The sequence below is a fragment of the Pseudomonas sp. P42 genome (assembly GCF_017973755.1).
Taxonomy (GTDB): domain Bacteria; phylum Pseudomonadota; class Gammaproteobacteria; order Pseudomonadales; family Pseudomonadaceae; genus Aquipseudomonas; species Aquipseudomonas iridis.
The window spans coordinates 485,177-509,415 of sequence record NZ_JACOPU010000004.1; the positions used below are offsets into that span (position 1 = coordinate 485,177).

Below are 24,239 nucleotides of genomic sequence, written 5' to 3' on the forward strand. Positions count from 1 at the left end.
GCTTGCCAGCGATGGCAGCGACTCGATTTAAGTAGGAAGTGCGACCTAGAAATCGCGCTTGTAGAAGATGTCCAGAGAACTGGCCACGCCACTGGCGACTTCGACGTAAACCTTCTTGCTCAGCTTGTACCGCAGGGCAATGGTGCTGGCCGGTTCAAACACGCCAACGCCGTAACGCAAACTGAGCTTCTCGGTGATATTGCCGCTGGCCACCACGCTGGTGGCGTCGCCGCTACCTTGAGTGTCGAGCTGGAAATCCTGAATACCCAGATCCTTGGCCAGGCCGCTGGTGACCCCGGCGCTGCCCATCAAGCCCAGGCCCAACGCCGCTTGCGCGAGCATGTTGTTGTCTTCGCCACTGGTGCTCAACGGGCGGCCGAGCACCAGATAGGACAACGCCTGTTCCTGACTCATCGCCGGCTCCGAGAAGATCTGCGTGGTCGGTTGTTCCGCGCTACCGCTCAGGCGAATACCGGCGATCACGTCGTCAGTCTGGCGAATCGCTTCGATATCCAGATACGGCTGATCGATGGGGCCAGCGAACAGCAGGCGCGCACGACGCACCGTCAGGCGCTGACCGTAGGCGCGATAACGCCCGTCGTTGAGCCAGAGTTCGCCACGAGTGTCCATGTTGTCACCGATGTGAACCTGACCTTGCAGATTGGCGGTCAGGCCAAAACCGGCGAAGCTCAACTTGTCTTGCCCGACCACCACGTCGATGTCCATTTTCATGGCTATGGGGGGTTTACCCTGTTCGGTCTGCGCGCCGACGATGATCGTGTCATCGGAGACCTTCACCGTCGATGGAGGCAATTCACGCACGGTGATTTCGCCTTTGGGCACCAGCACTTTGCCGGCAATTTCCAGCTCATCGCCGGCCATGGAAATCTTCAGGTCCGGCGCCACTTCGAGCTTGGCGTAGGGTTCGACGCTGACCGGCAATTGCGTGCCCTTGAGCGCCAGATCCACCACCAGCGCCTGGCCCCAGGTGATGTTGCCGTTCAGGCTGCCCTGCCCGCTCTTGCCGCTTTTCCAGCCGCCGTCCAGACGCACCGACTCACCGGCAATCATTGCTTTGACTTGCAGATCCTGCAGCTCCATCGGCAACTCGGCGCCGGACACTTCGCCATCGCTGAGTTGCACGGTGCCGTTGACCAGGGGTGCGAGCAGACCACCGGAGATCGTGCCGCTGCCGTTGAGGCGCCCGGTGAGTTTCTCGACCATTGGCACAAACGGACGCGCCACGGACAGGTCCAGCCCGGTCAGGCGGAACGAGCCGCTCAGCGGTTTGTTTTTCGGCAGCGGATTGAGCTGCGCCTGCACCATCAGTTCGCCAAGTTTGCCGCCGACGAAGTTGAGGTCCGTGTCGATGCGTTTCGGGGTCAGCTTGCTGGTGAGTTTCAGCGTCTGGTACGGAAAGTCGAGCCACTGCTCCTTCTCACGCATACGCAAGGTGCCGCCGCTGGCGTCGATGCTGACCACGCCATTGGGGCCGCTGGCCGGCAGGTCCAGTTGCAGATCGGCATTGAGCTTGCCCTGCCAGGCGAAGTCTTTCGGCAACCACTGCGCGAGGCTTTCAATCGGGAATTGCTTGAGGTGGTATCGCAGTTTCGGCTCGGGCATCAGCCGTTGATCTTCACCGCAGAAGCTCGCACTGCCGGACACCCAGCAGTGGGCGCCGAAATTGATTTTGCCGTCCGCCAAGCGCTCGAGCCTGGCCGGGTTTTGCAGTTTCCAATCCTGGCCGCCGGCCTGAATATCGCCGCTGGCCAGGCGCCCGCGCCAATTGCCCTTGTCCAGATTGCCGTCCAGGCCAAGCGCCAGTTTCAGTTTCGGCCCGAGCAGGTCGAGATTGAGTTTCTGGCGCTTGATGTCGCCTTGGGCGCTGGCGGTCAGTGTGCCCAAATTCGTGTCACCGGCCTGAATGCCACTGCCTTTCAGATCGATCTTGGCTCGCTGTGCGCTGTCGAGGGTGGCGTCGAGATTGAGGCTTTGCAGCCGATTATCCTGAAAGGCCAGTTGCGACCCTTGCAGATCGAGCTTGCCTTGCGGTGCTTTCAATGTGCCGGCGACGTTGACCTGACCGTTGATCTGCCCACGCAGTTCTGGCCACAGCTGGGCCAGACGCGACAACTTGATGTCGATCTGCCCGGTGAGTTTCTGTTGCAGGCTGCCCTTGCCGCTGATGCTGTTGTCGCCGAGGCGGATTTGCAGGGCATTCAGATTCCATAGTTCGCCAGCGCCGTCAGCCTTGGCCTGGAGGATCGCCGGTTGGCCGCGCAGTTTGCCTTTGAGGTCGAGATCGGCAGTCAGGCTCAAGCGCTCGTTCTTCATTTCGCCTTGGCTTTTCAACGGCCCCGCCAGGGTGCCCGGCAGTTCTGCAACCCAATACGCCGGGTTGAGCGCCGACAGATCCAGCGCCGCGTCCCAGGCAATGCCGTCCGCAAACTGCACGTTAACGTGCCCTTCGGCCTTGCCCTGCCCGGCCTCCATTTTCAATTGCGGCAAAGCGATCTGTTCAAGGCTGCCGCTGAACGGACTGCTCAGGCTGAATGCGCCCGCCGGGCCATCCAGCGCAGCGGCGAAATGACCGATGTACTGACCGTCGGTGTAAGACACTTCGCCATTGAAAGTACGCAAGGCGACTTGCGGCTCGTCGATTTCGTTATAGAGCCGATGCCACGGGAAGTCCTGCCAATTGATGTTGGCTTGAGCCGTGATGCCTTTGCTCCAGTCGACGCTGCCGGTCAGTTTGAGGCTCTGCTGGTCGTTGGCGGTCAGATCGAGGCCGGCGATTTGCGCGCCGCTGGCGTCGACCTTGCCTTTGAGCAACAACGCCACCGGGCCTTTATCGGCGGGCAGCGTGGCGTTGCCAAGCAACTGGTAACCGCTCTTCAGGTCGCCCTCGCCGGTCAATACCAGTTGATTGAGTTGCAGGGTATCCGGCAGATCAGCGCTCGGTTTGAACGCCTCGGACGTGATACGCACCTTGGCCGGCAGGTTTTCCGCCAGCGGTTGCAGTTCGCCGCTCAACTGACCATCAAGGTAGCCACGACTGTCGGCGTGCAGGTTCAGGGTCTTCAACAGATCGCCGTCAATTTTCAACGCCAGCGTCCAGGGACCGGTGCCTGGAGACGGCAGGGTCAGATCCCCTGCAATGTTCAGCGGCCAGTTACCGGTGGGCTGGAGCAATCCGGACAGGTTCAGGCTCAGCTCATCGCGTTGCAATTTCACGCTGTCGATCTGCAAGCCTTTGGCGGTCCAGTGGGCCGCCAGTTGCAGGCCTTTGAGTTGCTCGCTGCCGTTAAACAGCAAACTGCCGACCTGCACATCGCCCAGTTCGAGACCCAGCGGCAACTGCAGATCCGGCAATTTGATCGGGCCGCTTTCGGTGGTTTCTTCACTCGGCGGAAATTGCAAAACAACCCGATCAGCCTTGAGTTGACCGATGCACAACGTCATACGCGTCAGGCACAGCGGCGACCAGGCGAAGATTGCCTGGTCCAGTTCGACCCGGCTGCTGTCTTGCTGCCAGACAAGATGATCGGCGCTCCATTGCCCGCCAAGGCGACCCTGGAAATTCTCCGTGCTCAAGCCCGGCACCAGACCCAGCGCCCAGCGGCTGCCGGTGTTGGTTCCGAGTAAGACGGCCACACTCAATACGATCAAGAACACCAACGCCAACAACGTCAGTGCGGTAATTTTCAAACCACGCTTCACAGCTCAGGCCCCATGGAAAAGTGCAGCCGGATGCCGCCATCGTCGTCCAGCGCATGGGCCAGGTCGAGGCGGATCGGCCCCACCGGCGAGACCCAGCGCACACCGATACCGACCCCGGTCTTGAGGTTCGGCAGTTCGAGTTTGTTGAAGGAATTGCCCTGATCGACGAAGGTCGCGACCCGCCATTTCTCGGCGACGGAGTATTGATATTCAACACTGCCGGCAACCATGTAGCGGCCACCGATGCGGTCGCCATCGGAGTTTTCCGGGGAAAGGCTCTGGTAGTCGTAACCGCGCACGCTCTGATCGCCACCGGCAAAGAAGCGCAGCGACGGCGGGACCGATTTGTAACCGTTGGTGGCGCTGCCGCCGACCTGCACACGACCGAGCAGACGGTGTTTGTCGAACACCGTGGTCAAGCCCTTGACCAGCGCAGTGCCATATAAAAGGTTGGTGTCGGAGCCGACGCCTTCCTTCGCGACTTTGCTTTCAAAGGTCAGACGATAGCCGTTGTGCGGGTCGATGCGGTTGTCACTTTTCAGGTACGAGTAACTGATGCCGGGCATCAGCAAGGTACTCAGGCCCGAGTCGTCGCCAAGCTCGTATTCCTCGCGCTGCCATTTCAGCGAGATCACCCGTTGCCAGCCGCTGGGCAACTTGCTGTGCCATTCCGGGCCGAAGGTCAGCAGTTTGCTGAGCGTGTCGGAACCTTCGATGTCTTCGAATTGATAACCGCCGGCCCAACGCAATTTGTCGGTCAGCGGCGGGTCGAGCGGGATGTCGTAGAACAGCCCGACGTTCTGCCGCGGCGCCGAGAGTTCGGCTTCCCAGCCATAACTGTCGCCCTGCGGATTGACCCAGTGGCGCGTCCAGTTGGCTTTGATCCGAGGGCCGACGTCGGTCGAATAGCCGAGACCCAGGCCCATGGTGCGCGGCTTGCGCGTGTCGAGTTTGACGTCCACCGGGATCACGTCATTTTTTGCGGCAGTCGGCGCGGCGTCGACCCGCACGCCTTCGAAGTAGCCACTCGATTGCAGATCGCGGTTAAGTTCGGCGATCAGTTCGGAGTCGTAAGGCTCGCCCGGTTTGAATGGCACCATGCGTTGCAGCAAGTCTTCGTCGAATGGCGTATCGCCCTCGAAACTGACTTTGCCCAGCGCATAACGCGGGCCGCTTTCATAAATAAGTTCGACATCGGCGACGCCTGCGCGCGGGTCGACCAAGAGTTTTTGACGGGTGAAATGGCCACTGAAATAACCGAAGCGCGAGGCCTGATTCTGGATCAGTCGCTTGGCGTCTTCGTAGCGACCATGGTTGAGCACCGCGCCGGGCTTGAGCACGTCGGCTTTCGGTACGCGAAAGGATTTAAAGGAGGCAGCCGGACCTTCGACACGGATGGTGACGTTGCGCAGGCGAATAGGCTCGCCGGGATCGATGTTCAGCACCAGGCGCGGCTTGTCGCCGCCCTTCACATCGCTGTCGATCTGCGGCTGGTAGTAGCCCAACGCCTGGGCCGCCTTGCGCGCCTGCTCTTCGGCACCACGACTGAAGCGCAGCAAGGCTTCTTCGTCGCGGTCACCGAGGCTGCCGATATAGCCTTCTATATTGGCCTTGAGTTCATCGTTGGACGGTTTGATCCGCACATCCAATTCACTTTGCGCCAGCGCCGCGCAGCTGGATAACAGCATGAGCACGCCACTGGTAAATCTTCCTGGAAAATTCATAGGCGCGGATGCTATCACGAGCTTGAGAGCCTGATAGAACCGGACTTGTCTCGAAAAGTTCGATGATTATGCGGTCGCAGTTTGTAACACCTGCGGATTGGCATGGAAAAACACATGCTCGCGCACTGGGCCGACAGCAACTTCGCCGATCTCCTCGTAACCCTGTCGTTTGTAAAATTCCAGATATCGCGGATTGCCGGTGTCGAGCACCACACCTTGCGACGTTTCGTCCACCGCGCACCAGTTGTGTACGGCCGTCAGCAGTTGCTCACCGAAGTGCTTGCCCTGGAACTGCGGGTGAATGCCGAGCAGCGGCAACATGTGCACCGAATCACTCGGCACACACGCGGCGACGGCATCGTGATATTCCAGATAGCGCCGGGTGCAGCGAAAACCGGTGCTGAGCACCATGCGCAGGCGCCATGCCCAACTTTCGGTAATGCCCAAACGGCGCTGCGGCGGCGCGATCAGAGCGATGCCGATCAGGCGGTCGTTGACCAGCAGGCCAATGGCGGGCAAGTCCTGAAGAAAGTGCTGCTTGACCAGTTCGCGCACCGTCGCGCGCACCCGCTGCTCGTATCCGGGGCGTTCGGCTTCGAACAGGTAACCGAAGGTCGGCTCGTGGCGATAGGCCTGATAGAGCAGGGATCTGGCTTCGCGGGAATAACCGCGGTCGAGCATATGAATGTCGGCGATGGCGGTCTGGGTTTCAGGCATGTCAGTGATTCTCCCCTGGCACCGCTTGAATGGCGGGGCTCTTGTTGGTACGAACCTTTTGCGGGTGGCGCAGTTCCCCCACAGGTATAGACCAAAGCGGGATCTTCATCGACTGAACGGACGCCATCGCTGGCAAGCCAGCTCCCACAGGTTTCTCGGGTGTTCACAGAATTTGTGTTCGCTGGAAATCCCTGTGGGAGCTGGCTTGCCAGCGATGGCGCCATTGCAGACAGCACAAATCCCACAGACCAAACCGAATCTGCCTCCCCCAACACTGGCCCCCATCCCACATGTCAGCTAGCATCGCCCTTTTGCCAGGACTGCCGACCATGAAGATTGTTTCCTTCAACATCAACGGACTGCGCGCCCGTCCGCATCAGCTGGCAGCGCTGATCGAAAAACACCAGCCGGACGTGATCGGCCTGCAGGAAACCAAGGTCCACGACGATCAGTTTCCGTTGGAAGAAGTACGTGCCCTTGGCTACCACGTGTATTTCCACGGCCAGAAAGGCCATTACGGCGTGGCAATGCTCTCGCGTCAGGAGCCAATTGCTATCCACAAAGGTTTCGCGACTGACGAAGAAGACGCCCAGCGCCGCTTCATCTGGGGCACTTTCGCTGACGCCAATGGCGTGCCGGTGACGATCATGAACGGCTATTTCCCACAGGGTGAGAGCCGCGACCATCCAACCAAATTCCCCGCCAAGCAGCGTTTTTACAGCGATCTGCAAACCCTGCTGGAAAGCCGGTTCAGCAACGAACAGCCAGTGGTGGTGATGGGCGATGTGAACATTTCACCGGAAGACTGCGACATCGGCATCGGCCCGGACAACATGAAGCGCTGGCTGAAAACCGGCAAATGCAGCTTCCTGCCGGAAGAGCGCGAGTGGATGGCCCGCCTGAAAAACTGGGGCCTGACGGACAGCTTCCGCCACCTGAACCCGGATGTGACCGACATGTTCAGCTGGTTCGACTACCGCAGCCGTGGCTTTGAAGATGAACCGAAACGCGGGTTGCGCATCGACGTGATCCTGGCATCCCACGGTTTGCTGCCCCGGGTGAAAGCGGCGGGTGTCGACTATGAATTGCGCGGCATGGAAAAGCCTTCGGACCATGCGCCGATCTGGCTTGAACTGAGCTGATCCTCAAATCACCTGAAATCCCCCTGTGGGAGCGAGCCTGCTCGCGAAAGAGGTGTGTCAGTTACGGAAATGTTTCTGATACACCGCTTTCGCGAGCAGGCTCGCTCCCACACTGAATCGCTGTCATGTTTTGGTCATGCGCCTGACTTAATCTCCCCGGCAATCCCCTTGGCTTCAATTGGTGCCGGCATGACCCTGCGTGTTTTACTGGTTTTTCTGTTGGGCACATGGCTGAAGGTCTCCGCCGCTGCCCTGCCCATCGCGCAGAACGGCCCGGCACTGCGCATCCAGGGATCCAACACCATTGGCGCCGAACTCGGCCCGGCACTGGTTGAAGGACTGCTGCGAGAGCAAGGTCTGCTGAAGATTCACCGCGAAACCGCGGACACCGCCAATGAACTGCGGATCGTTGGCCAGACCGCGCAAGGTCAACGCGTTGTCGTGGAAGTTGCGGCCCACGGCTCGAGTACCGGATTCGTTGCATTGAAAAACGCCAGCGCCGATCTGGCCGCATCTTCCCGCGAGATCAAGGATGGCGAGTTACAGACACTGCACTCACTCGGCGATCTGAAAAGCCCCGGCGCCGAGCAAGTCATTGCCATCGATGGCCTGGCTATCATCCTCCACCCCGATAATCCATTGCAGCAACTGGATACCGAACAACTGGCGCGGATCTTCAGTGGCGAGCTAAAAACCTGGGAAGACCTCGGCGGGCGTGGTGGCGCCATTCATTTATATGCGCGGGATGATCAGTCCGGGACGTACGACACGTTTAAGGAACTGGTCCTTAGTCGTCGAGGGAAAAGTCTGAGTAGCGCGGCGAAAAGGTTTGAATCCAGCGAGCAGTTATCCGACGCCGTCAGCAGCGATCCACAGGGTATTGGCTTTATCGGTTTGCCGTACGTGCGGCAGGCCAAAGCGGTGGCGATAGCCGATGGCGCGTCGCAATCAATGCTGCCACTCAACAGCTTGATCGCCACCGAAGACTATCCGCTGTCGCGACGATTGTTCTTCTATCTGCCGCCCGACAGCCAAAACTTGTGGGCCAAGGCATTGGTGGCGTTTGCGCAAAGTCGTGAGGGCCAGGCGATTGTTGCGGCGAACGGTTTCATCAGTCAGACCGTGCATGCGATGACCGTCGCACCGAATGCGCTGATGCCTGAGGGGTATCAATCCCTCAGCCGTCACGCCCAACGTCTGACAGTCAATTTCCGTTTCGAGGAAGGCAGTGCCAGCCTCGACAACAAGGCTCGGCAGGATCTGACTCGGGTGTTCGACTATATAAAGCGCCACGACAAAATCGATCGTGCGGTAACGCTGGTGGGGTTTGGCGACGTCAAGGACGACCCGGCGCGGGCGGACTTGTTGTCCAAATTGCGGGCGATGGCCGTGCGGCGTGAGCTGGTGAAAAACGGCGTGGTGCTGCGCGAGGTGCGCGGATTTGGCGCGCAGATGCCGGTGGCAGCCAATAGCGCGGATGAAGGTCGGATCAAGAATCGGCGGGTTGAGGTTTGGATCTACTGAACCTGATGTGATTGGGTGAACCTGCTGATGCCATCGCTGGCAAGCCAGCTCCCACAGGTTTCTCGGGTGTTCACAAAATTTGTGCTCACTGGAGGTCTCTGTGGGAGCTGGCTTGCCAGCGATGAACGATGACACGGTGTCGAATCAGCGCTCGCTACGCAGCATTTCCTTCGGCACATATTTGCCGATCTCGAACTTGCCGATCGCCGCGCGGTGCACTTCGTCCGGGCCGTCAGCCAGGCGCAGGGTGCGCTGCATGGCGTACATGTAGGCCAGCGGGAAATCGTTAGACACCCCTGCCCCGCCATGCATCTGGATCGCCCGATCAATCACGCGAAGTGCCACGTTCGGCGCGACAACCTTGATCTGTGCGATCTCGCTCTTCGCCACTTTGTTCCCGACAGTGTCCATCATGTAGGCCGCTTTCAACGTCAGCAGGCGCGCCATGTCGATTTCCATCCGCGAGTCGGCGATCTTGTCGACGTTGCCGCCCAGACGCGCCAGGGGTTTGCCGAATGCCGTGCGGCTCACCGAGCGTTTGCACATCAATTCCAAGGCACGTTCAGCCATGCCGACCGATCGCATGCAGTGGTGAATTCGGCCCGGGCCAAGGCGACCCTGAGCGATTTCGAAGCCGCGTCCTTCACCCAGCAGGACGTTTTCGTACGGCACGCGTACGTTGTCGAACAGCACTTCAGCGTGACCATGCGGCGCGTCGTCATACCCGAATACCGGCAGCGGACGGACGATTTTCACGCCGGGGGTGTCAACCGGCACGAGGATCATCGAGTGCTGCGCGTGGCGCGGCGCATCAGGATTGCTCAGGCCCATGAAGATGAGGATTTTGCAGCGTGGATCGCAGGCGCCGGAAGTCCACCACTTCTTGCCGTTGATCACCCACTCGTCGCCATCACGCACGGCGCGGGCGGCCATGTTGGTGGCGTCGGACGAAGCGACGTCCGGTTCGGTCATGGCAAACGCCGAGCGGATCTCGCCGCGCAGCAGCGGTTCGAGCCAGCGCTGTTTCTGTTCTTCGTTGGCGTAACGCACCAGCACTTCCATGTTGCCGGTGTCCGGAGCCGAGCAGTTGAACGGCTCTGGCCCGAGCAACGAGCGCCCCATGATTTCTGCCAGGGGTGCGTATTCGAGGTTGGTCAGACCGGCGCCGAGCTCCGATTCCGGCAGAAACAGATTCCACAACCCCTGTGCCTTGGCCTTGGCTTTGAGCTCCTCCATGATCGCCGTCGGCTGCCAGCGATCGCCTTCGGCAACCTGGCGTTCGAACACGGCTTCGGCCGGGTAAACGTAAGTGTCCATGAACGCGGTCACGCGCTCACGCAGTTCTTGCACCTTGGGCGAATAAGCGAAATCCATGAGCAATTACCTTCTTGGGCAGAGGTTGTTTAAGTCATGCAATCGATGCTAGAACAGCGTTGATAATTTACCTAGCCTATTCTCGGCGTGTATTAACATTCATCACCGATATATGATCGGCTGATTGTCAGCCCCTAAAACACTTGCCCTTAAAACAAGAGAAGCCGCGTTATGAATCTGAGCAAGGTCGACCTCAACCTTTTCATCGTCTTCGACGCGATCTACACCGAAGCCAACCTTACCCGTGCCGGGCAGATTGTCGGCATCACGCAGCCGGCGGTGTCCAACGCGCTGGCGCGGTTGCGCGAAACGTTTAACGACCCGCTCTTCGTACGCACGGCTCAGGGCATGGTGCCGACGCCAATGGCACAGAACATCATCGGCCCGGTGCGCAACGCGCTGTCGCTATTGCGCGTATCGGTTCAGGAAAGTCGCATTTTCAACCCGGCGCAAGCGGTCAAGACCTACCGCATCAGCATGACCGACCTCACCGAGGCCGTGATTCTGCCGCCGCTGTTCCAGCGTTTGCGCCGTTTGGCGCCGACGGTAATCATTGAAAGCTTCCTGTCCAAACGTCGCGAGACCACCAAGGAACTGGCGGCCGGACGTCTGGATTTTGCCGTGGATGCGCCGCTCAACACCGACCCGCAGGTGCGTCACGTCAAGCTGATGGAAGACCGCTACGTTTGCGCGATGCGTAAGGGCCATCCGATGGCGGGCAAGGAAAAATTCTCCCTCGATGACTATCTGTCGCTGACGCACATCCATATTTCCAGCCGTCGCAGTGGCCTCGGCTATGTGGACCTGGCACTTGGAAAAATGGGCATTCAGCGCAAGATCGCATTGCGCTCGCAGCATTATTTGATGGCGTCCCAGGTGATGCAGCAGACCGACATGGTCATGACCGTGCCGGAGCGTTTCGCCCGTCGCCATGAACTGCATGCGTTTAATCTGCCGGTCAACGATGTGCCGCCGGTAGAGACGCATCTGTATTGGCATGAGAGCACCGATCAGGACCCGGCGAATCGCTGGATGCGCGAGCAGATGATCGAGTTGTGCCAGCAGGTGACGGCGCATGAGAAGAAGCTCGATAAGGTGTAAGAAATTACACCGCGTTATCGTTCTTCGCGAGCAGGCTCGCTCCCACAGGGGATTGCTCTCTGACTGAATTAATGCGGTCGAATGTGGGAGCGAGCCTGCTCGCGAAGGGGCCATCAAATACACCAAAAATCATCCCGCTTGACGTAAACGTCAACCTGCCATTAGCTTAGCGCCAAGACCTTTTATCGAGCGCTTTCATGAGCAGCCAGACCTATAGCATTTCCGACCTTGCCCGCGAGCTGGACATCACCACCCGGGCAATTCGCTTTTATGAAGAGCAAGGCCTGCTCAGCCCTGAGCGTCGCGGCCAGGAACGCATCTATTCGCCCCGCGACAAGGTCAGCCTGAAGCTGATCCTGCGGGGCAAGCGCATAGGTTTCTCGCTGGCCGAATGCCGCGAACTGATCGAACTCTATGACCCCTCCAGCGGTAACACCAAACAACTCAACAGCATGCTGGCGAAAATCAGCGAGCGCAGGGAACAACTGGAGCAGCAATTGCTCGACATCGAGCAGATGAAGCTGGAACTCGATACCGCCGAAGAGCGCTGCGTGCAGGCGCTGGAGCAGACGCTCAAGAGCCAGCAAGCCATTTAAGCGTCAACTTTTCCCCTGTGGAAGCGGGTTTGCCCGCGATTAGGCCGGAGCATCCAGCATTCATGTTGACTGACCCGACTTCATCGCGGGCAAGCGCGCTCCCCCAGGACTCTCAACGAATCAAAATTCAAGCAGGTCAACGCCATGTCCCTCCCCTCCCAAGTACGCCTGATCGAAGTCGGCCCGCGCGATGGCCTGCAGAACGAAGCCCAACCGATCAGCGTGGCTGACAAGGTGCAACTGGTCGACGCCCTGAGCGCCGCAGGTCTTGGCTATATAGAAGTCGGCAGTTTCGTATCACCGAAATGGGTGCCGCAGATGGCCGGGTCCGCCGAGGTGTTCGCGCAGATCCAGCGCAAACCCGGCGTGACCTACGGTGCACTGGCGCCGAACTTGCGGGGTTTTGAAGATGCTGTCGCGGCCGGGGTCAAGGAGGTCGCGGTGTTCGCCGCTGCATCCGAAGCGTTCTCGCAGCGCAACATCAACTGTTCGATCAGTGAAAGCCTGGCGCGGTTTGCGCCGATCATGGACGCGGCGAAACAGCACGGCGTTACCGTGCGCGGTTACGTTTCCTGCGTGCTCGGCTGTCCTTACGAGGGCACCGTCGCGCCGGAGCAAGTGGCCATGGTTGCGCGCGAGTTGTACGCGATGGGCTGTTATGAAGTGTCGCTCGGCGACACCATCGGCACCGGCACCGCAGGCGCGACTCGTCGCCTGTTTGAAGTGGTTTCGGCGCAGGTGCCAAGAGAAAAACTCGCCGGGCACTTTCACGACACCTATGGCCAGGCCATGGCCAACATCTACGCCAGTCTGCTCGAAGGCATCGCGGTGTTCGACAGCTCTATCGCCGGCCTCGGCGGTTGCCCGTACGCCAAAGGTGCGAGCGGTAACGTCGCCACCGAGGACGTTGTTTACCTGCTCAACGGCCTGGGGATCGACACCGGAATCGACCTGGACGCCTTGATTGCCGCGGGTCAGCAAATCAGCGCGGTGCTCGGTCGCCCGAGCGGCTCGCGCGTGGCCAAGGCCCGTAACGCACAGTGAGGCCAAGGGTGTTACCGCTGCGTCCGCAAAGTGGGCACGAGCGAGTAACACGGAAACAAATTGTCTGGCTTTGACCGGTCGATAAAATCCGAAAAAATATCAAGCCATTGATTTATAAGTACTTTTTAAAGTTGGCACGCGTCCTGCTATCTCTATGGCATAACAAGAATAAAAAGCGGCAAACCAATAAAAATAAGACGTAACGACTCTGACATAACAAAAACAACACGGCAGAGACGCAGCTAACAGATTTTTTTGGAGAAGGTGTGTTTTTCAGGGTGCTCTCAGGAGTGACCCGCAACCGGGCAGAGAATAATAAAACTACCTTCAGGTAGCTCCCGAATCGGTTGGATCGTTTAACGAGAAAGCAGATCAGCGCTCAAAAAAATACGTTTGCTCTTGACCCCGGATGGGGGTCGCCAAAAACAGCGGTAAAGGGCCACGGTTGCCAAAAACAACAATAGACCGACCCTCAATAATAAAAAAAGAGCACGCGACGACAAAATTAAAGGGGAGCCTCGGCTCCCCTTTGTGCTTTCTGTGATTCCCGAATACCCCCCAATCCCTGTGGGAGCTGGCTTGCCAGCGATTGCGGTAGATCATTCAACGTTGATGCTGGCTGACCTGACGCCATCGCTGGCAAGCCAGCTCCCACAGTGATTGTGGTTAGGGCTCAATTGTTTTCAGCTCCTCGATACTGATCTCCCGCATCCTGAATTTCTGGATCTTGCCCGTCACCGTCATCGGAAACTCTTCGACAAACTTGAAATGCCGTGGTGTCTTGAAGTGCGCGATACGCTCCTTGCACCAGGTTTGCAGCTCCAGTTCTGAAGCGTTGTGGCCGGGATGGAATTTGATCCAGGCGACAATTTCCTCACCGTAACGCGAACATGGAATGCCGATCACCTGCACGTCCGCCACGGCCGGATGGGTAAAGAAGAACTCCTCCAGCTCACGCGGATAAACATTCTCGCCACCGCGAATGATCATGTCCTTGTTACGTCCGGCAATGTTCACGTAGCCATCGTCATTCATGCTCGCCAGATCGCCGGTGTGCATCCAGCCGGCCTCATCGATGGCCTCGGCGGTGGCCTGCGGATTGCTCCAGTAGCCGAGCATCACACTGTAACCACGGGTGCAGAGTTCCCCGATGGTGCCGCGCGGCACCAGGTTGCCGGCCTCGTCGATGATCTTGCTTTCAAGTTGCGGTTGGGTGCGGCCGACAGTGGTTACACGCAATTCCAGCTCATCCGCTGGACCGGTCTGTAGCGAAACGGGGCTGGTTTCGGTCATGCCGTAGGCGATCTGCACTTCGCTCATGTGCATCTCGCTGATGACCCGGCGCATGACTTCGATCGGGCAAGTGGCGCCAGCCATGATGCCGGTGCGCAGGCTCGACAGATCGAATTCGCCGCGTTGTGGCTGGTCGAGCATGGCGATGAACATGGTCGGCACGCCGTACAGGCCGGTGGCCTTTTCTTCGGCGACGGTTTGCAGGGTCAGCAACGGATCGAAGGCATCGTTGGGATAAATCATCGTGCTGCCGTGGGTAATGCAACCGAGGTTGCCCATGACCATGCCGAAGCAGTGATACAACGGCACCGGGATAACCAGTCGATCAAGCGACGTCAGGCCGATACTTTCGCCGACCATGTAACCGTTGTTGAGAATGTTGTAGTGACTGAGGGTCGCGCCCTTGGGGAAACCGGTGGTGCCGGAGGTGTACTGGATGTTCACCGGTTGATCGAAGTGCAGGCTGTCGCTGCGTTCATGCAGTTGTTGCGGGGCGATGCTGGCGGCCATATCGGCCAGTTGCGACCACGGCAGGAAACCCGACGGCGGTTGTGCGTCGAGGCTGATCACGCCACGCAGGTCCGGCAAACGTTCGCTGCGCAATTGGCCGATGGATTGCTCCGCCAGCTCTGGCACAAGTCCCTGCAACATACCGTGATAGTTGGAGGTCTTGAATGCTCCGGCACAGACCAGCCAGTTGCAGCCCGACTGCTTGAGGACATATTCGAGTTCGGAGGTGCGGTAGGCCGGGTTGATGTTGACCAGGATCACCCCGATTTTCGCAGTGGCGAATTGGGTGATGCACCACTGCGCGCAATTCGGGGCCCAGATGCCGAGTCGATCGCCCGCCTGCAATCCCAACGCCAGCAAAGCCCTGGCATGCAGATCCACTGCGTCAGCGAGCTGTTGCCAGGAGTAGCGCAGCTGCTGATGGCGCACCACCAACGCCTCGCCGTCCGGGTATTGCGCGACAGTCTGGTCGAACTTTTTCCCGATGGTCATCGCCAGCAAGGCTTTGTCCTGGGAACCTCGGGTGTAACTGCGCTGCGGATTTGCACTGGGTTGATCCATGACGACCCCTATTGTCTTTATTAGCGGGTTTGCCGGATTAAATCCCTGTGGGAGTGAGCTTGCCTGCGAAGCGGCCATCTGATTCGACATCCGTGTCGACTGGCCTGACGCCTTCGCGAGCAAGCTCGCTCCTACATGGGACACTCCGTTTTCTATCTTGAACTGTCTCTACTCTCGCCTAAGTTGACGTTAACGTAAAGTGTGATTGACAGTCACTCATCGCAGGCTTACGTTAACGTCAAGGTGAGAGCTGAACCGCCGCCCTCCCCACCCTACAAAAAAGCCAAAAGGTGACCCATGAGCTACCCATCCCTGAACTTCGCCCTCGGTGAAACCATCGACATGCTGCGCGATCAGGTTCAGTCCTTCGTCGCTAAAGAGATCGCCCCACGCGCGGCGCAAATCGACAGCGACAACCTGTTCCCTGCCGACATGTGGGGCAAATTCGGTGACATGGGCCTGCTCGGTATCACCGTGCCGGAAGAGTACGGCGGCGCAGGCCTGGGGTATCTGGCGCACGTGGTGGCGATGGAAGAGATAAGCCGCGGCTCGGCCTCGGTGGCGTTGTCCTACGGCGCGCACTCCAATCTCTGCGTCAACCAGATCAACCGTAACGGCAACCACGAACAGAAAACCAAATACCTGCCGAAGCTGATCAGCGGCGAGCACGTCGGCGCGCTGGCGATGAGCGAGCCGAACGCCGGTTCTGACGTGGTTTCAATGAAACTGCGCGCCGACAAACGTGGCGAGCGCTACGTCCTCAACGGCAGCAAAACCTGGATCACCAACGGCCCCGACGCCAACACCTACGTGATCTACGCCAAGACCGATCTGGAAAAAGGCGCGCACGGCATCACTGCATTTATCGTCGAGCGCGACTGGAAAGGCTTCAGCCGCAGCAACAAGTTCGACAAGCTCGGCATGCGCGGTTCCAACACCTGCGAGCTGTTCTTCGATGACGTCGAAGTGCCGGAAGAGAACATCCTCGGCGTGCTCAACGGCGGCGTGAAAGTGCTGATGAGCGGCCTCGATTACGAACGCGTCGTGCTGTCGGGCGGCCCGACCGGGATCATGCAGTCGTGCATGGATCTGATCGTCCCGTACATCCATGACCGCAAGCAGTTCGGCCAGAGCATCGGCGAATTCCAGCTGATCCAGGGCAAAGTCGCCGACATGTACACCCAACTCAACGCCAGCCGCGCCTACCTTTATGCGGTGGCCCAGGCCTGCGAGCGCGGTGAAACCACGCGCAAGGACGCTGCCGGCGTAATCCTTTACACCGCCGAACGTGCCACGCAGATGGCCCTCGACGCGATCCAGATTCTCGGCGGTAACGGTTACATCAACGAATTCCCCGCCGGTCGTCTGCTGCGCGACGCCAAGCTGTACGAAATCGGCGCCGGCACCAGTGAGATTCGTCGCATGCTGATCGGTCGCGAACTGTTCAACGAAACGAAATGAATTTCGTCAGCGGCAAGCTGCGAGCGTCAAGCGGCAAGAGACATGCGCTCTCGCCTCAACTTGCAGCTTGTAGCTTGAAACTTGAAGCTGCTACGGAGTAGCACATGATTCTGCACACTCAGCTCAATCCTCGTTCAGCGGAATTCGCCGCCAACAGCGCCGCGATGCTCAAACAGGTCGACGCCCTGCACACCCTGCTCGCCCAGGTCGCGCAAGGCGGCGGCGCGAAAGCACAGGAACGCCACACCTCGCGAGGCAAACTGCTGCCCCGTGAACGCATCAACCGCCTGCTCGATCCGGGCTCGCCGTTTCTGGAAATCAGCCAGTTGGCCGCCCACGGTGTCTATGGCGAAGACGTTCCGGCCGCAGGCGTGATCGCCGGTATCGGCCGGGTTGAAGGCGTCGAATGCATGATCGTCGCCAACGATGCGACGGTGAAAGGTGGTTCGTACTATCCATTGACCGTAAAAAAACACCTGCGCGCTCAGACCATCGCCCAGCAAAACCGTTTGCCGTGCATTTATCTGGTGGATTCGGGTGGTGCCAATCTGCCGCGTCAGGACGAAGTGTTCCCGGATCGCGAACACTTCGGGCGGATCTTCTTTAATCAAGCCAACATGAGCGCGATGGGCATTCCACAGATCGCCGTGGTCATGGGTTCGTGCACCGCCGGTGGCGCTTACGTGCCGGCGATGGCCGACGAAGCGATCATGGTGCGCAACCAGGCAACGATTTTCCTCGCCGGCCCGCCGCTGGTGAAAGCCGCGACCGGGGAAGTGGTCAGCGCCGAGGATCTGGGCGGCGCCGATGTGCACTGCAAGATTTCCGGGGTGGCCGACCATTACGCCGAAAGCGACGAGCACGCCCTGGCCCTCGCCCGCCGCAGCGTCGCCAATCTCAACTGGCGCAAGCTCGGCGAAGTGCAGCAGCGCACACCGATCGCTCCGTTGTACAGCAGCGACGAGTTGTACGGCGTGGTCTCGGCCGACGCCAAGCAGCCGTTCGATGTCCGTGAAGTGATCGCGCGGCTGGTCGATGGCTCGGTGTTCGATGAATTCAAAGCACTGTTCGGCACTACGCTGGTCTGCGGTTTCGCCCATCTGCACGGCTACCCGATCGCCATCCTCGCCAACAACGGCATCCTCTTCGCCGAAGCCGCGCAGAAAGGCGCGCACTTCATCGAACTGGCCTGCCAACGCGGCATTCCACTGCTGTTTCTGCAAAACATCACCGGCTTCATGGTCGGCCAGAAATACGAGGCCGGCGGCATCGCCAAGCACGGTGCAAAACTGGTGACCGCCGTGGCGTGCGCCAAAGTGCCGAAATTTACCGTGATCATCGGCGGCAGCTTTGGCGCCGGTAACTATGGCATGTGCGGTCGCGCCTACGACCCGCGTTTCCTGTGGATGTGGCCGAACGCGCGCATTGGCGTTATGGGCGCCGAACAAGCGGCTGGCGTGTTGGTACAGGTCAAACGCGAACAGGCTGAACGCAGCGGCCAGGCGTTCAGCGCGGAGCAGGAAGCCGAGATCAAGCAGCCGATTCTCGACCAGTACGAAGAACAGGGTCACCCCTATTATTCAAGCGCACGGCTGTGGGACGACGGCGTCATCGACCCGGCGCAGACCCGCGATGTGTTGGCCCTGGCCTTGTCCGCGTCGTTGAACGCGCCTATCGAACCGAGCCGCTTCGGCGTGTTCCGGATGTGATGCTTTTGTGGGCGCGAGCCTGCTCGCGAAACGGTCTGTCAGGAATCAGAGATGTCGATTGATAAACCGCTTTCGCGAGCAGGCTCGCTTCCACAAGAACCGTGGAGACGGATGAATATGAGCGACTTCAACACCCTCGAACTGCACAGCGACCCACGCGGATTTGCGACTGTGTGGCTCAACCGTGCAGAGAAGAACAACGCCTTCAACGCCGAAATGATCCGCGAACTGATCCTCGCCCTCGACAAGGTTGCCAGCGACGCCAGCCTGCGTTTCTTGCTGGTGCGCGGGCGCGGCAAGCATTTCAGCGCCGGCGCCGATCTGGCCTGGATGCAGCAATCGGCCGAACTCGATTATCACACCAACCTCGACGATGCTCGGGAACTGGCGGAGTTGATGTACAACCTGGCCAAACTGAAGATTCCAACCCTGGCCGTGGTGCAAGGCGCAGCATTCGGCGGCGCGTTGGGTCTGATCAGTTGCTGCGACATGGCGATTGGTGCCGATGATGCGCAGTTCTGCCTGTCGGAAGTGCGTATTGGCCTGGCGCCAGCAGTGATCAGTCCGTTTGTGGTGCAGGCCATCGGCGAGCGCGCAGCACGCCGCTATGCCCTGACCGCCGAGCGTTTTGGTGGCCAGCGTGCGCGGGAAATCGGCTTGTTGTCCGAGAGCTATCCCAGCGCAGAGCTTGAGCAACAGGTCGAACAATGGATCGACAATCTGCTGCTCAACAGCCCGGCCGCCATGCGCGCCAGCAAGGATCTGTTGCGTGAGGTCGGCAATGGCGCGCTGACACCAGCCCTGCGCCGCTACACCGAAAACGCCATAGCCCGCATCCGCGTCAGCCCTGAAGGTCAGGAAGGCTTGCGCGCCTTTTTGCAAAAACGTCCGCCGAGCTGGCAAGCCGCAACCACCACCAAGGAGCCGCGTTGATGAGCGCACCTGTTCTCACCACCCTGCTGGTGGCCAATCGTGGCGAAATCGCTTGCCGGGTCATGCGCACCGCCAAGGCCCTGGGCCTGACCACCGTCGCGGTGCACAGCGCTACCGACCGTGATGCGCGACACAGCCGTGAAGCAGATATCCGCGTTGATCTGGGCGGCAGCAAAGCGGCCGACAGTTATCTGCAAATCGACAAACTGATCGCAGCGGCCAAGGCCAGCGGCGCACAGGCGATTCATCCGGGTTATGGTTTTCTTTCCGAGAACGCCGGATTCGCTCGCGCCATCGAAGCCGCGGGTCTGATCTTCCTCGGCCCGCCCGCCTCGGCCATCGACGCCATGGGCAGCAAATCCGCTGCCAAAGCGCTGATGGAAACGGCTGGGGTACCGCTGGTGCCGGGTTATCACGGCGAAGCGCAAGACCTCGACACCTTCCGCGACGCCTGTGAACGCATCGGTTATCCGGTGCTGCTCAAAGCCACTGCCGGTGGTGGCGGCAAAGGCATGAAAGTCGTCGAGGACGTCAGCCAACTGGCCGAAGCCCTCGCCTCCGCTCAACGTGAAGCACAGTCATCGTTCGGCGACTCGCGAATGCTGGTGGAGAAATACCTGCTCAAGCCACGCCATGTGGAAATTCAGGTGTTTGCCGACCAGCATGGCAACTGCCTTTACCTCAATGAGCGTGATTGCTCGATTCAGCGCCGCCATCAGAAAGTTGTCGAAGAGGCGCCGGCACCGGGTCTGACCGCGCAGCTGCGCCGCGCGATGGGTGAAGCGGCTGTGCGTTCGGCGCAGGCGATCGGCTACGTGGGCGCGGGCACCGTAGAATTTCTGCTCGATGCTCGCGGCGAATTCTTCTTTATGGAGATGAATACACGACTGCAGGTTGAGCATCCCGTGACGGAGGCCATTACCGGCCTGGATCTGGTTGCTTGGCAGATCCGCGTTGCGCGTGGTGAAGCGTTGCCGATCACTCAGGAGCAAGTGCCGCTCAATGGCCATGCCATTGAAGTTCGGTTATATGCCGAAGATCCGTCGAATGACTTCCTGCCCGCCGCCGGACGTCTGGCCCTGTATCGCGAATCAGCCGATGGTCCGGGGCGGCGGGTAGATAGCGGCGTCGCAGAAGGTGACGAGATTTCGCCGTTCTACGACCCGATGCTCGGCAAGCTGATTGCCTGGGGCGAAGATCGTGAGCAGGCGCGTCTGAGGCTGCTGAGCATGCTCGATGAGTTTGCGATTGGCGGCTTGAAAACCAATATCAATTTTCTCCGGCGGATCATCGCTCACCCCGCGTTCGCGGCGGCGGAACTGGATACCGGTTTTATTCCGCGTTATCAGGAGCAACTGTTGCCGGCTCCGGGCGAGCTGAGTGATGCGTTCTGGAATGTGGCGGCGCAGGCGTTTGCGCAAAGCCTGCCGAGCATTGCGCGGGCTGATGACCCGAGTTCGCCATGGGCTCGCAATAGCGGTTTGCGCGCGGGTCTGCCGCCGGAAATCACCCTGCACTTGAGTTGCGAGGGCCAGGATCGCGCGTTGACGCTGGGTGCAGGTAGCACCGCCAGACTGTTGGGTGAAGCACTGATTGTCGAGCACGACGGGGTGCGTCGTGACTTGCGCGCTATCCGTCAGGGCGATTCACTGTATCTGCAATGGGAAGGCGAGTTGCGGCGTATCGAGTCGTACGACCCGATCAGCGCTGTCGAAGCCAGCCACAGTCATCAAGGCGGACTGACTGCGCCAATGAACGGCAGCATCGTGCGGGTTCTGGTTGAAGCAGGTCAATCGGTTGAGGCCGGGGCGCAACTGGTGGTGCTGGAAGCCATGAAAATGGAACACAGCATCCGCGCACCACACGCCGGCGTGATCAAGGCACTGTATTGCCAGGAAGGCGAAATGGTTAGCGAAGGCAGCGCTTTGGTTGAGCTGGAAGCTGTGTGAAATGAAGATCGATCCTACGCCTGGCGAGGATCGATCTGACTAAAAACGCGCCGTTGCCTGAACCACTACGCCGATAATTCGACACTCATCGGTAAACAGGGCTTTCGGCCAGGTCGGATTGAGCGGCACCAGGTAGCGCTGGCCGCCCTCTTCGTCGAGTTTTCGAAAAATCGCTTCGTCGCTTCCCGGCCACTGCGCGATCACCAGCTTGCCGGGCACCGCCTCCACCTCTGGATCCACCAGAATCAGCATGCCTTCAGCAATGCTTATGCCACTGGGCGCGGTCATCGAATCCCCCGTCACCGTCAGCCAGAACGCAGCACCTCGGGCGTGGTAATCCGTCAGTTCGAAGCGTTGTTTATCGGGCGCGGGCGCATAGGCTGGCTGTCCGCTTTCGCGCACCTCGCACGGCGTTCGCCAGTCACTGACAGGGTAACGGAAGTACGGGTTGTACTTCTGCGCCAGCGGCATCTCATCCTCCGGCGTCTCCTGCTGCTCGCGGATCAGTACCACCACTTCCAGATATTCCATGCCCAGCGCATGCAGCACGCGATTCATTTCAGTGATGCCCGGTTCCCTACGTTTGTTCAGCCAATGACCGATCCCTCCCTGGGACATACCGACGCGCTCTCCGAGCACTGTTTGAGTGATTTTGAGTTCACTCATCTTGGCCTTGACCAACTCAATCCATTTATCCATGTGCAGCACCTTACGCGGAGGCCTTCCGCACGACAAAACACAAATTGTAGTATTTAATTTTTAGTCACAACTACACTTCGTACTATTCTGAAAGCACGGATTTTCAATCGAACAAGGAGTGGCCGTCATCATGAATATAAGCAGCAAAGACTTGCCCGATCTGCAAATGGACACCACGTTCACCTCGCCACAAGGCAATGCCGCGGCACAGCGAGCACTGGACTATTACTTGAAACCGGCTGTGTCAGAGCCCGAAGTCGATGAGCGCTTCTTCGATGTGAGGCGCCATCTCAGCGGCGAGGAAGCGCTGGTGCACGCATCGGATCTACTGCGATGCGCAGCAGCCACTGCGTTCAAGGCAGCAGAAAACCTGCAGGGCGCGAGCCGTGACCTGGCATTTTCTGTGGTGCACATGGTGGATATGGCGCGCGCGATGGTCGACCACTCGCTTGATGGCGAGGAAACCTGAAAGCGCGAGAGGAAAGAATTTTCCTATCGTGCAGATGAAAACATTTGACTTGCAAATGATAATGATTATTATTGCATTCAGCTGGTCGCGAGATCAGTCGATGGACCAGAGACCTTAGGTCGGTCTTCTGGACTATCTCCTCATCAGGCTAATCACGGTTTTTGACCCGGCTTTTTGCCGGGTCTTTTTTTGCCCATTTTTTTGGGCTTATAGCTTCAGGCTAATGAAGTCTTTAGATGCCGCAAATTCGATGGCGCGGATAATATCAAAAGAATATCGATTGGCAAGACAAGCCCGGCTGCATTGGGGAAAACTAACAACAGATAGCACTTGAGAATCAATCGCATACACTCTAAGCTGCATCCGCGTCATGGAGGACGCCCCCGCCTCCACACCACAATTGCACTCGGTTTCACGTCCATCTTGTGTGTAAAGTAACGGCCATAAAAATCATATTCAGGAACCGATTATGACCGTGGCCAAATCTTCGTTCGACATCAGCGCCAATTTCGACAGCGGCAATATCCAAGTCATCGATATCAGTAATCCGCTCAACCCGGTTCTGGCCATCCGCCCAGACACCCGCAGCGCGCATTTCCAGTGGTTTCACTTCAAGGCCAGCGGCTTGCATGTTGGCCAGGAGCACTGGTTTCGCCTGAACAACGCCAGTCAATCGACTTACAGCAAAGGCTGGCCAGGCTATCAGGCAGTGGCCTCCTACGATCACGTCAACTGGTTCCGTGTGCCGACGATCTTCGAAGGCGACTGCCTGCGTTTCTCCCTTGAAGCCACCCAGACCCACGCCTGGTTCGCCTACTTCGAACCTTACAGCCGTGGCCGTCACGACTGGCTGATCGAGCAGGCCCTGACCAAAGCCGGCACCGAACTGCTGGCCACCGGCAAGAGCGTCGAAGGCCGCGACATCCAATTGCTGCGCAAAGGCACAGGTGCCGAAGGCCAGCGCAAAATCTGGATCATCGCCCAGCAACACCCGGGTGAACACATGGCCGAATGGTTCATGGAAGGCGTGATCGAGCGCCTGGAAAGACACGATGATCCGGTCATGAACAAATTGCTCGCCAGCGCCGATCTTTACCTGGTGCCGAACATGAACCCGGACGGCGCGTTCCATGGTCACCTGCGCACCAATGCCATGGGCCAGGACTTGAACCGCGCCTGGCAGAACGCCACTCAGGAGGTCAGCCCTGAAGTGCTTTTCGTGCAACAGCAAATGGAAAAATACGGTGTCGATCTGTTTCTCGACGCTCATGGCGATGAAACCATCCCGCACGTGTTTACCGCCGGTTGTGAAGGCAATCCGGGCTACACACCGCGGATCGAGAAGCTCGAAGAACATTTCCGCAACCACTTGAAGCACACCACCAAAGACTTCCAGACCAAGTACGGCTACACCCGCGACGAACCGGGCCAGGCCAATATGACCCTGGCGTGCAACAGCGTCGGTCAGAAGTACGATTGCCTGTCGCTGACGCTGGAAATGCCGTTCAAGGATCACGACGACCATCCAGATCAACACACCGGCTGGTCGGGCAAACGCTCCAAGCAATTGGGCAAAGACGTGCTGACCACCATTGCCGACATGATCGACACCCTGCGTTGACCCCCCGCTCTCGGTAATCCGCAAAAGATCGCAGCTTGTCTGCGATCTTTTGTTTTGTGCAGTGCACAGTCTTGCTCGATCAGGTTGCAAAA

The 24,239-nt window shown here is 59.0% G+C and carries 17 protein-coding genes; 11 read left to right on the top strand and 6 right to left on the bottom strand.

All coding sequences use genetic code 11. The features are described from left to right. Positions 1-45: 45 nt before the first annotated feature. From H8B20_RS15415 to H8B20_RS15425, 3 genes are all read right to left on the bottom strand, one after another. Entirely contained in the window at positions 46-3,720 is a 3,675-nt protein-coding gene (locus tag H8B20_RS15415) for a translocation/assembly module TamB domain-containing protein (protein ID WP_210623749.1), read from the bottom strand. Continuing rightward, positions 3,717-5,444, bottom strand: coding sequence for an autotransporter assembly complex protein TamA (locus H8B20_RS15420; protein ID WP_210623750.1), 1,728 nt, complete (start codon positions 5,442-5,444; stop codon positions 3,717-3,719). Before H8B20_RS15420 ends, H8B20_RS15415 begins: the two co-directional genes overlap by 4 nt. 66 nt (positions 5,445-5,510) lie before the next feature. Beyond that, positions 5,511-6,161 (bottom strand): GNAT family N-acetyltransferase, encoded by a 651-nt coding sequence (locus H8B20_RS15425; protein ID WP_007912451.1) that lies wholly within the window; start codon positions 6,159-6,161, stop codon positions 5,511-5,513. A 329-nt stretch (positions 6,162-6,490) separates the two neighbouring features. Here H8B20_RS15425 and xthA point away from each other — a divergent pair, with 329 nt between their 5' ends. Beyond that, the gene (xthA, locus tag H8B20_RS15430) at positions 6,491-7,303 is read left to right on the top strand and encodes an exodeoxyribonuclease III (protein WP_042559908.1); all 813 of its coding nucleotides are present in this window, start codon (positions 6,491-6,493) and stop codon (positions 7,301-7,303) included. Positions 7,304-7,492: 189 nt separating this feature from the next. Beyond that, the gene (locus H8B20_RS15435) at positions 7,493-8,827 is read left to right on the top strand and encodes a substrate-binding domain-containing protein (RefSeq protein WP_210623751.1); all 1,335 of its coding nucleotides are present in this window, start codon (positions 7,493-7,495) and stop codon (positions 8,825-8,827) included. 144 nt (positions 8,828-8,971) lie between these two features. On the opposite strand, the gene H8B20_RS15440 is transcribed toward H8B20_RS15435, so the two are convergent. Then, a complete protein-coding gene (locus H8B20_RS15440; protein WP_115147313.1) occupies positions 8,972-10,201 on the bottom strand; it encodes an acyl-CoA dehydrogenase in 1,230 nt (409 codons plus the stop codon). Positions 10,202-10,372: 171 nt separating this feature from the next. Between H8B20_RS15440 and H8B20_RS15445 the strand changes: the two genes are divergently transcribed. The 3 genes from H8B20_RS15445 to H8B20_RS15455 all read left to right on the top strand — a co-directional run bounded on the left by H8B20_RS15445 (position 10,373) and on the right by H8B20_RS15455 (position 12,942). Then, positions 10,373-11,302 carry a LysR family transcriptional regulator gene (locus H8B20_RS15445; RefSeq protein ID WP_042559911.1) on the top strand — a complete coding sequence of 310 codons (930 nt, stop codon included), beginning with the start codon at positions 10,373-10,375 and terminating at the stop codon, positions 11,300-11,302. Between the two features lie 197 nt (positions 11,303-11,499). Further along, a complete protein-coding gene (locus tag H8B20_RS15450; protein ID WP_042559912.1) occupies positions 11,500-11,898 on the top strand; it encodes a MerR family transcriptional regulator in 399 nt (132 codons plus the stop codon). A gap of 144 nt (positions 11,899-12,042) precedes the next feature. Further along, positions 12,043-12,942, top strand: coding sequence for a hydroxymethylglutaryl-CoA lyase (locus H8B20_RS15455; protein WP_042559913.1), 900 nt, complete (start codon positions 12,043-12,045; stop codon positions 12,940-12,942). A gap of 666 nt (positions 12,943-13,608) precedes the next feature. On the opposite strand, the gene H8B20_RS15460 is transcribed toward H8B20_RS15455, so the two are convergent. Further along, entirely contained in the window at positions 13,609-15,306 is a 1,698-nt protein-coding gene (locus tag H8B20_RS15460) for an AMP-binding protein (RefSeq protein WP_210623752.1), read from the bottom strand. Positions 15,307-15,603: 297 nt separating this feature from the next. On the opposite strand from H8B20_RS15460, the gene H8B20_RS15465 reads away from it, so the two are divergent. From H8B20_RS15465 to H8B20_RS15480, 4 genes are all read left to right on the top strand, one after another. Next, complete coding sequence (locus H8B20_RS15465; RefSeq protein ID WP_210623753.1) at positions 15,604-16,767, top strand: isovaleryl-CoA dehydrogenase; 1,164 nt, start codon at positions 15,604-15,606, stop codon at positions 16,765-16,767. A gap of 104 nt (positions 16,768-16,871) precedes the next feature. After that, entirely contained in the window at positions 16,872-18,476 is a 1,605-nt protein-coding gene (locus H8B20_RS15470) for a carboxyl transferase domain-containing protein (protein WP_200611815.1), read from the top strand. Between the two features lie 117 nt (positions 18,477-18,593). Further along, positions 18,594-19,409 (top strand): gamma-carboxygeranoyl-CoA hydratase, encoded by an 816-nt coding sequence (locus H8B20_RS15475; protein ID WP_042559917.1) that lies wholly within the window; start codon positions 18,594-18,596, stop codon positions 19,407-19,409. Continuing rightward, positions 19,409-21,358, top strand: coding sequence for an acetyl/propionyl/methylcrotonyl-CoA carboxylase subunit alpha (locus H8B20_RS15480; protein WP_210623754.1), 1,950 nt, complete (start codon positions 19,409-19,411; stop codon positions 21,356-21,358). Before H8B20_RS15475 ends, H8B20_RS15480 begins: the two co-directional genes overlap by 1 nt. A 39-nt stretch (positions 21,359-21,397) precedes the next feature. Here H8B20_RS15480 and H8B20_RS15485 read toward each other — a convergent pair whose 3' ends face one another. Beyond that, positions 21,398-22,057, bottom strand: a complete 660-nt coding sequence (locus tag H8B20_RS15485; RefSeq protein WP_210623755.1) for a LexA family protein — start codon at positions 22,055-22,057, stop codon at positions 21,398-21,400. 130 nt (positions 22,058-22,187) lie between these two features. Between H8B20_RS15485 and H8B20_RS15490 the strand changes: the two genes are divergently transcribed. Then, the gene (locus tag H8B20_RS15490) at positions 22,188-22,526 is read left to right on the top strand and encodes a DUF6124 family protein (protein WP_042559920.1); all 339 of its coding nucleotides are present in this window, start codon (positions 22,188-22,190) and stop codon (positions 22,524-22,526) included. A gap of 469 nt (positions 22,527-22,995) precedes the next feature. Then, complete coding sequence (locus tag H8B20_RS15495; protein ID WP_210623756.1) at positions 22,996-24,147, top strand: M14 family metallopeptidase; 1,152 nt, start codon at positions 22,996-22,998, stop codon at positions 24,145-24,147. Positions 24,148-24,239 lie beyond the last annotated feature (92 nt).

Excerpts from the sequence above, each read along its gene's own strand:
- H8B20_RS15420 (WP_210623750.1), bottom strand. The coding sequence starts at position 5,444 with ATGAATTTTCCAGGAAGATTTACCAGTGGCGTGCTCATGCTGTTATCC.
- H8B20_RS15425 (WP_007912451.1), bottom strand. The coding sequence starts at position 6,161 with ATGCCTGAAACCCAGACCGCCATCGCCGACATTCATATGCTCGACCGC.
- xthA (WP_042559908.1), top strand. The coding sequence starts at position 6,491 with ATGAAGATTGTTTCCTTCAACATCAACGGACTGCGCGCCCGTCCGCAT.
- H8B20_RS15435 (WP_210623751.1), top strand. The coding sequence starts at position 7,493 with ATGACCCTGCGTGTTTTACTGGTTTTTCTGTTGGGCACATGGCTGAAG.
- H8B20_RS15440 (WP_115147313.1), bottom strand. The coding sequence starts at position 10,201 with ATGGATTTCGCTTATTCGCCCAAGGTGCAAGAACTGCGTGAGCGCGTG.
- H8B20_RS15445 (WP_042559911.1), top strand. The coding sequence starts at position 10,373 with ATGAATCTGAGCAAGGTCGACCTCAACCTTTTCATCGTCTTCGACGCG.
- H8B20_RS15450 (WP_042559912.1), top strand. The coding sequence starts at position 11,500 with ATGAGCAGCCAGACCTATAGCATTTCCGACCTTGCCCGCGAGCTGGAC.
- H8B20_RS15455 (WP_042559913.1), top strand. The coding sequence starts at position 12,043 with ATGTCCCTCCCCTCCCAAGTACGCCTGATCGAAGTCGGCCCGCGCGAT.
- H8B20_RS15460 (WP_210623752.1), bottom strand. The coding sequence starts at position 15,306 with ATGGATCAACCCAGTGCAAATCCGCAGCGCAGTTACACCCGAGGTTCC.
- H8B20_RS15465 (WP_210623753.1), top strand. The coding sequence starts at position 15,604 with ATGAGCTACCCATCCCTGAACTTCGCCCTCGGTGAAACCATCGACATG.
- H8B20_RS15470 (WP_200611815.1), top strand. The coding sequence starts at position 16,872 with ATGATTCTGCACACTCAGCTCAATCCTCGTTCAGCGGAATTCGCCGCC.
- H8B20_RS15475 (WP_042559917.1), top strand. The coding sequence starts at position 18,594 with ATGAGCGACTTCAACACCCTCGAACTGCACAGCGACCCACGCGGATTT.
- H8B20_RS15480 (WP_210623754.1), top strand. The coding sequence starts at position 19,409 with ATGAGCGCACCTGTTCTCACCACCCTGCTGGTGGCCAATCGTGGCGAA.
- H8B20_RS15485 (WP_210623755.1), bottom strand. The coding sequence starts at position 22,057 with ATGGATAAATGGATTGAGTTGGTCAAGGCCAAGATGAGTGAACTCAAA.
- H8B20_RS15490 (WP_042559920.1), top strand. The coding sequence starts at position 22,188 with ATGAATATAAGCAGCAAAGACTTGCCCGATCTGCAAATGGACACCACG.
- H8B20_RS15495 (WP_210623756.1), top strand. The coding sequence starts at position 22,996 with ATGACCGTGGCCAAATCTTCGTTCGACATCAGCGCCAATTTCGACAGC.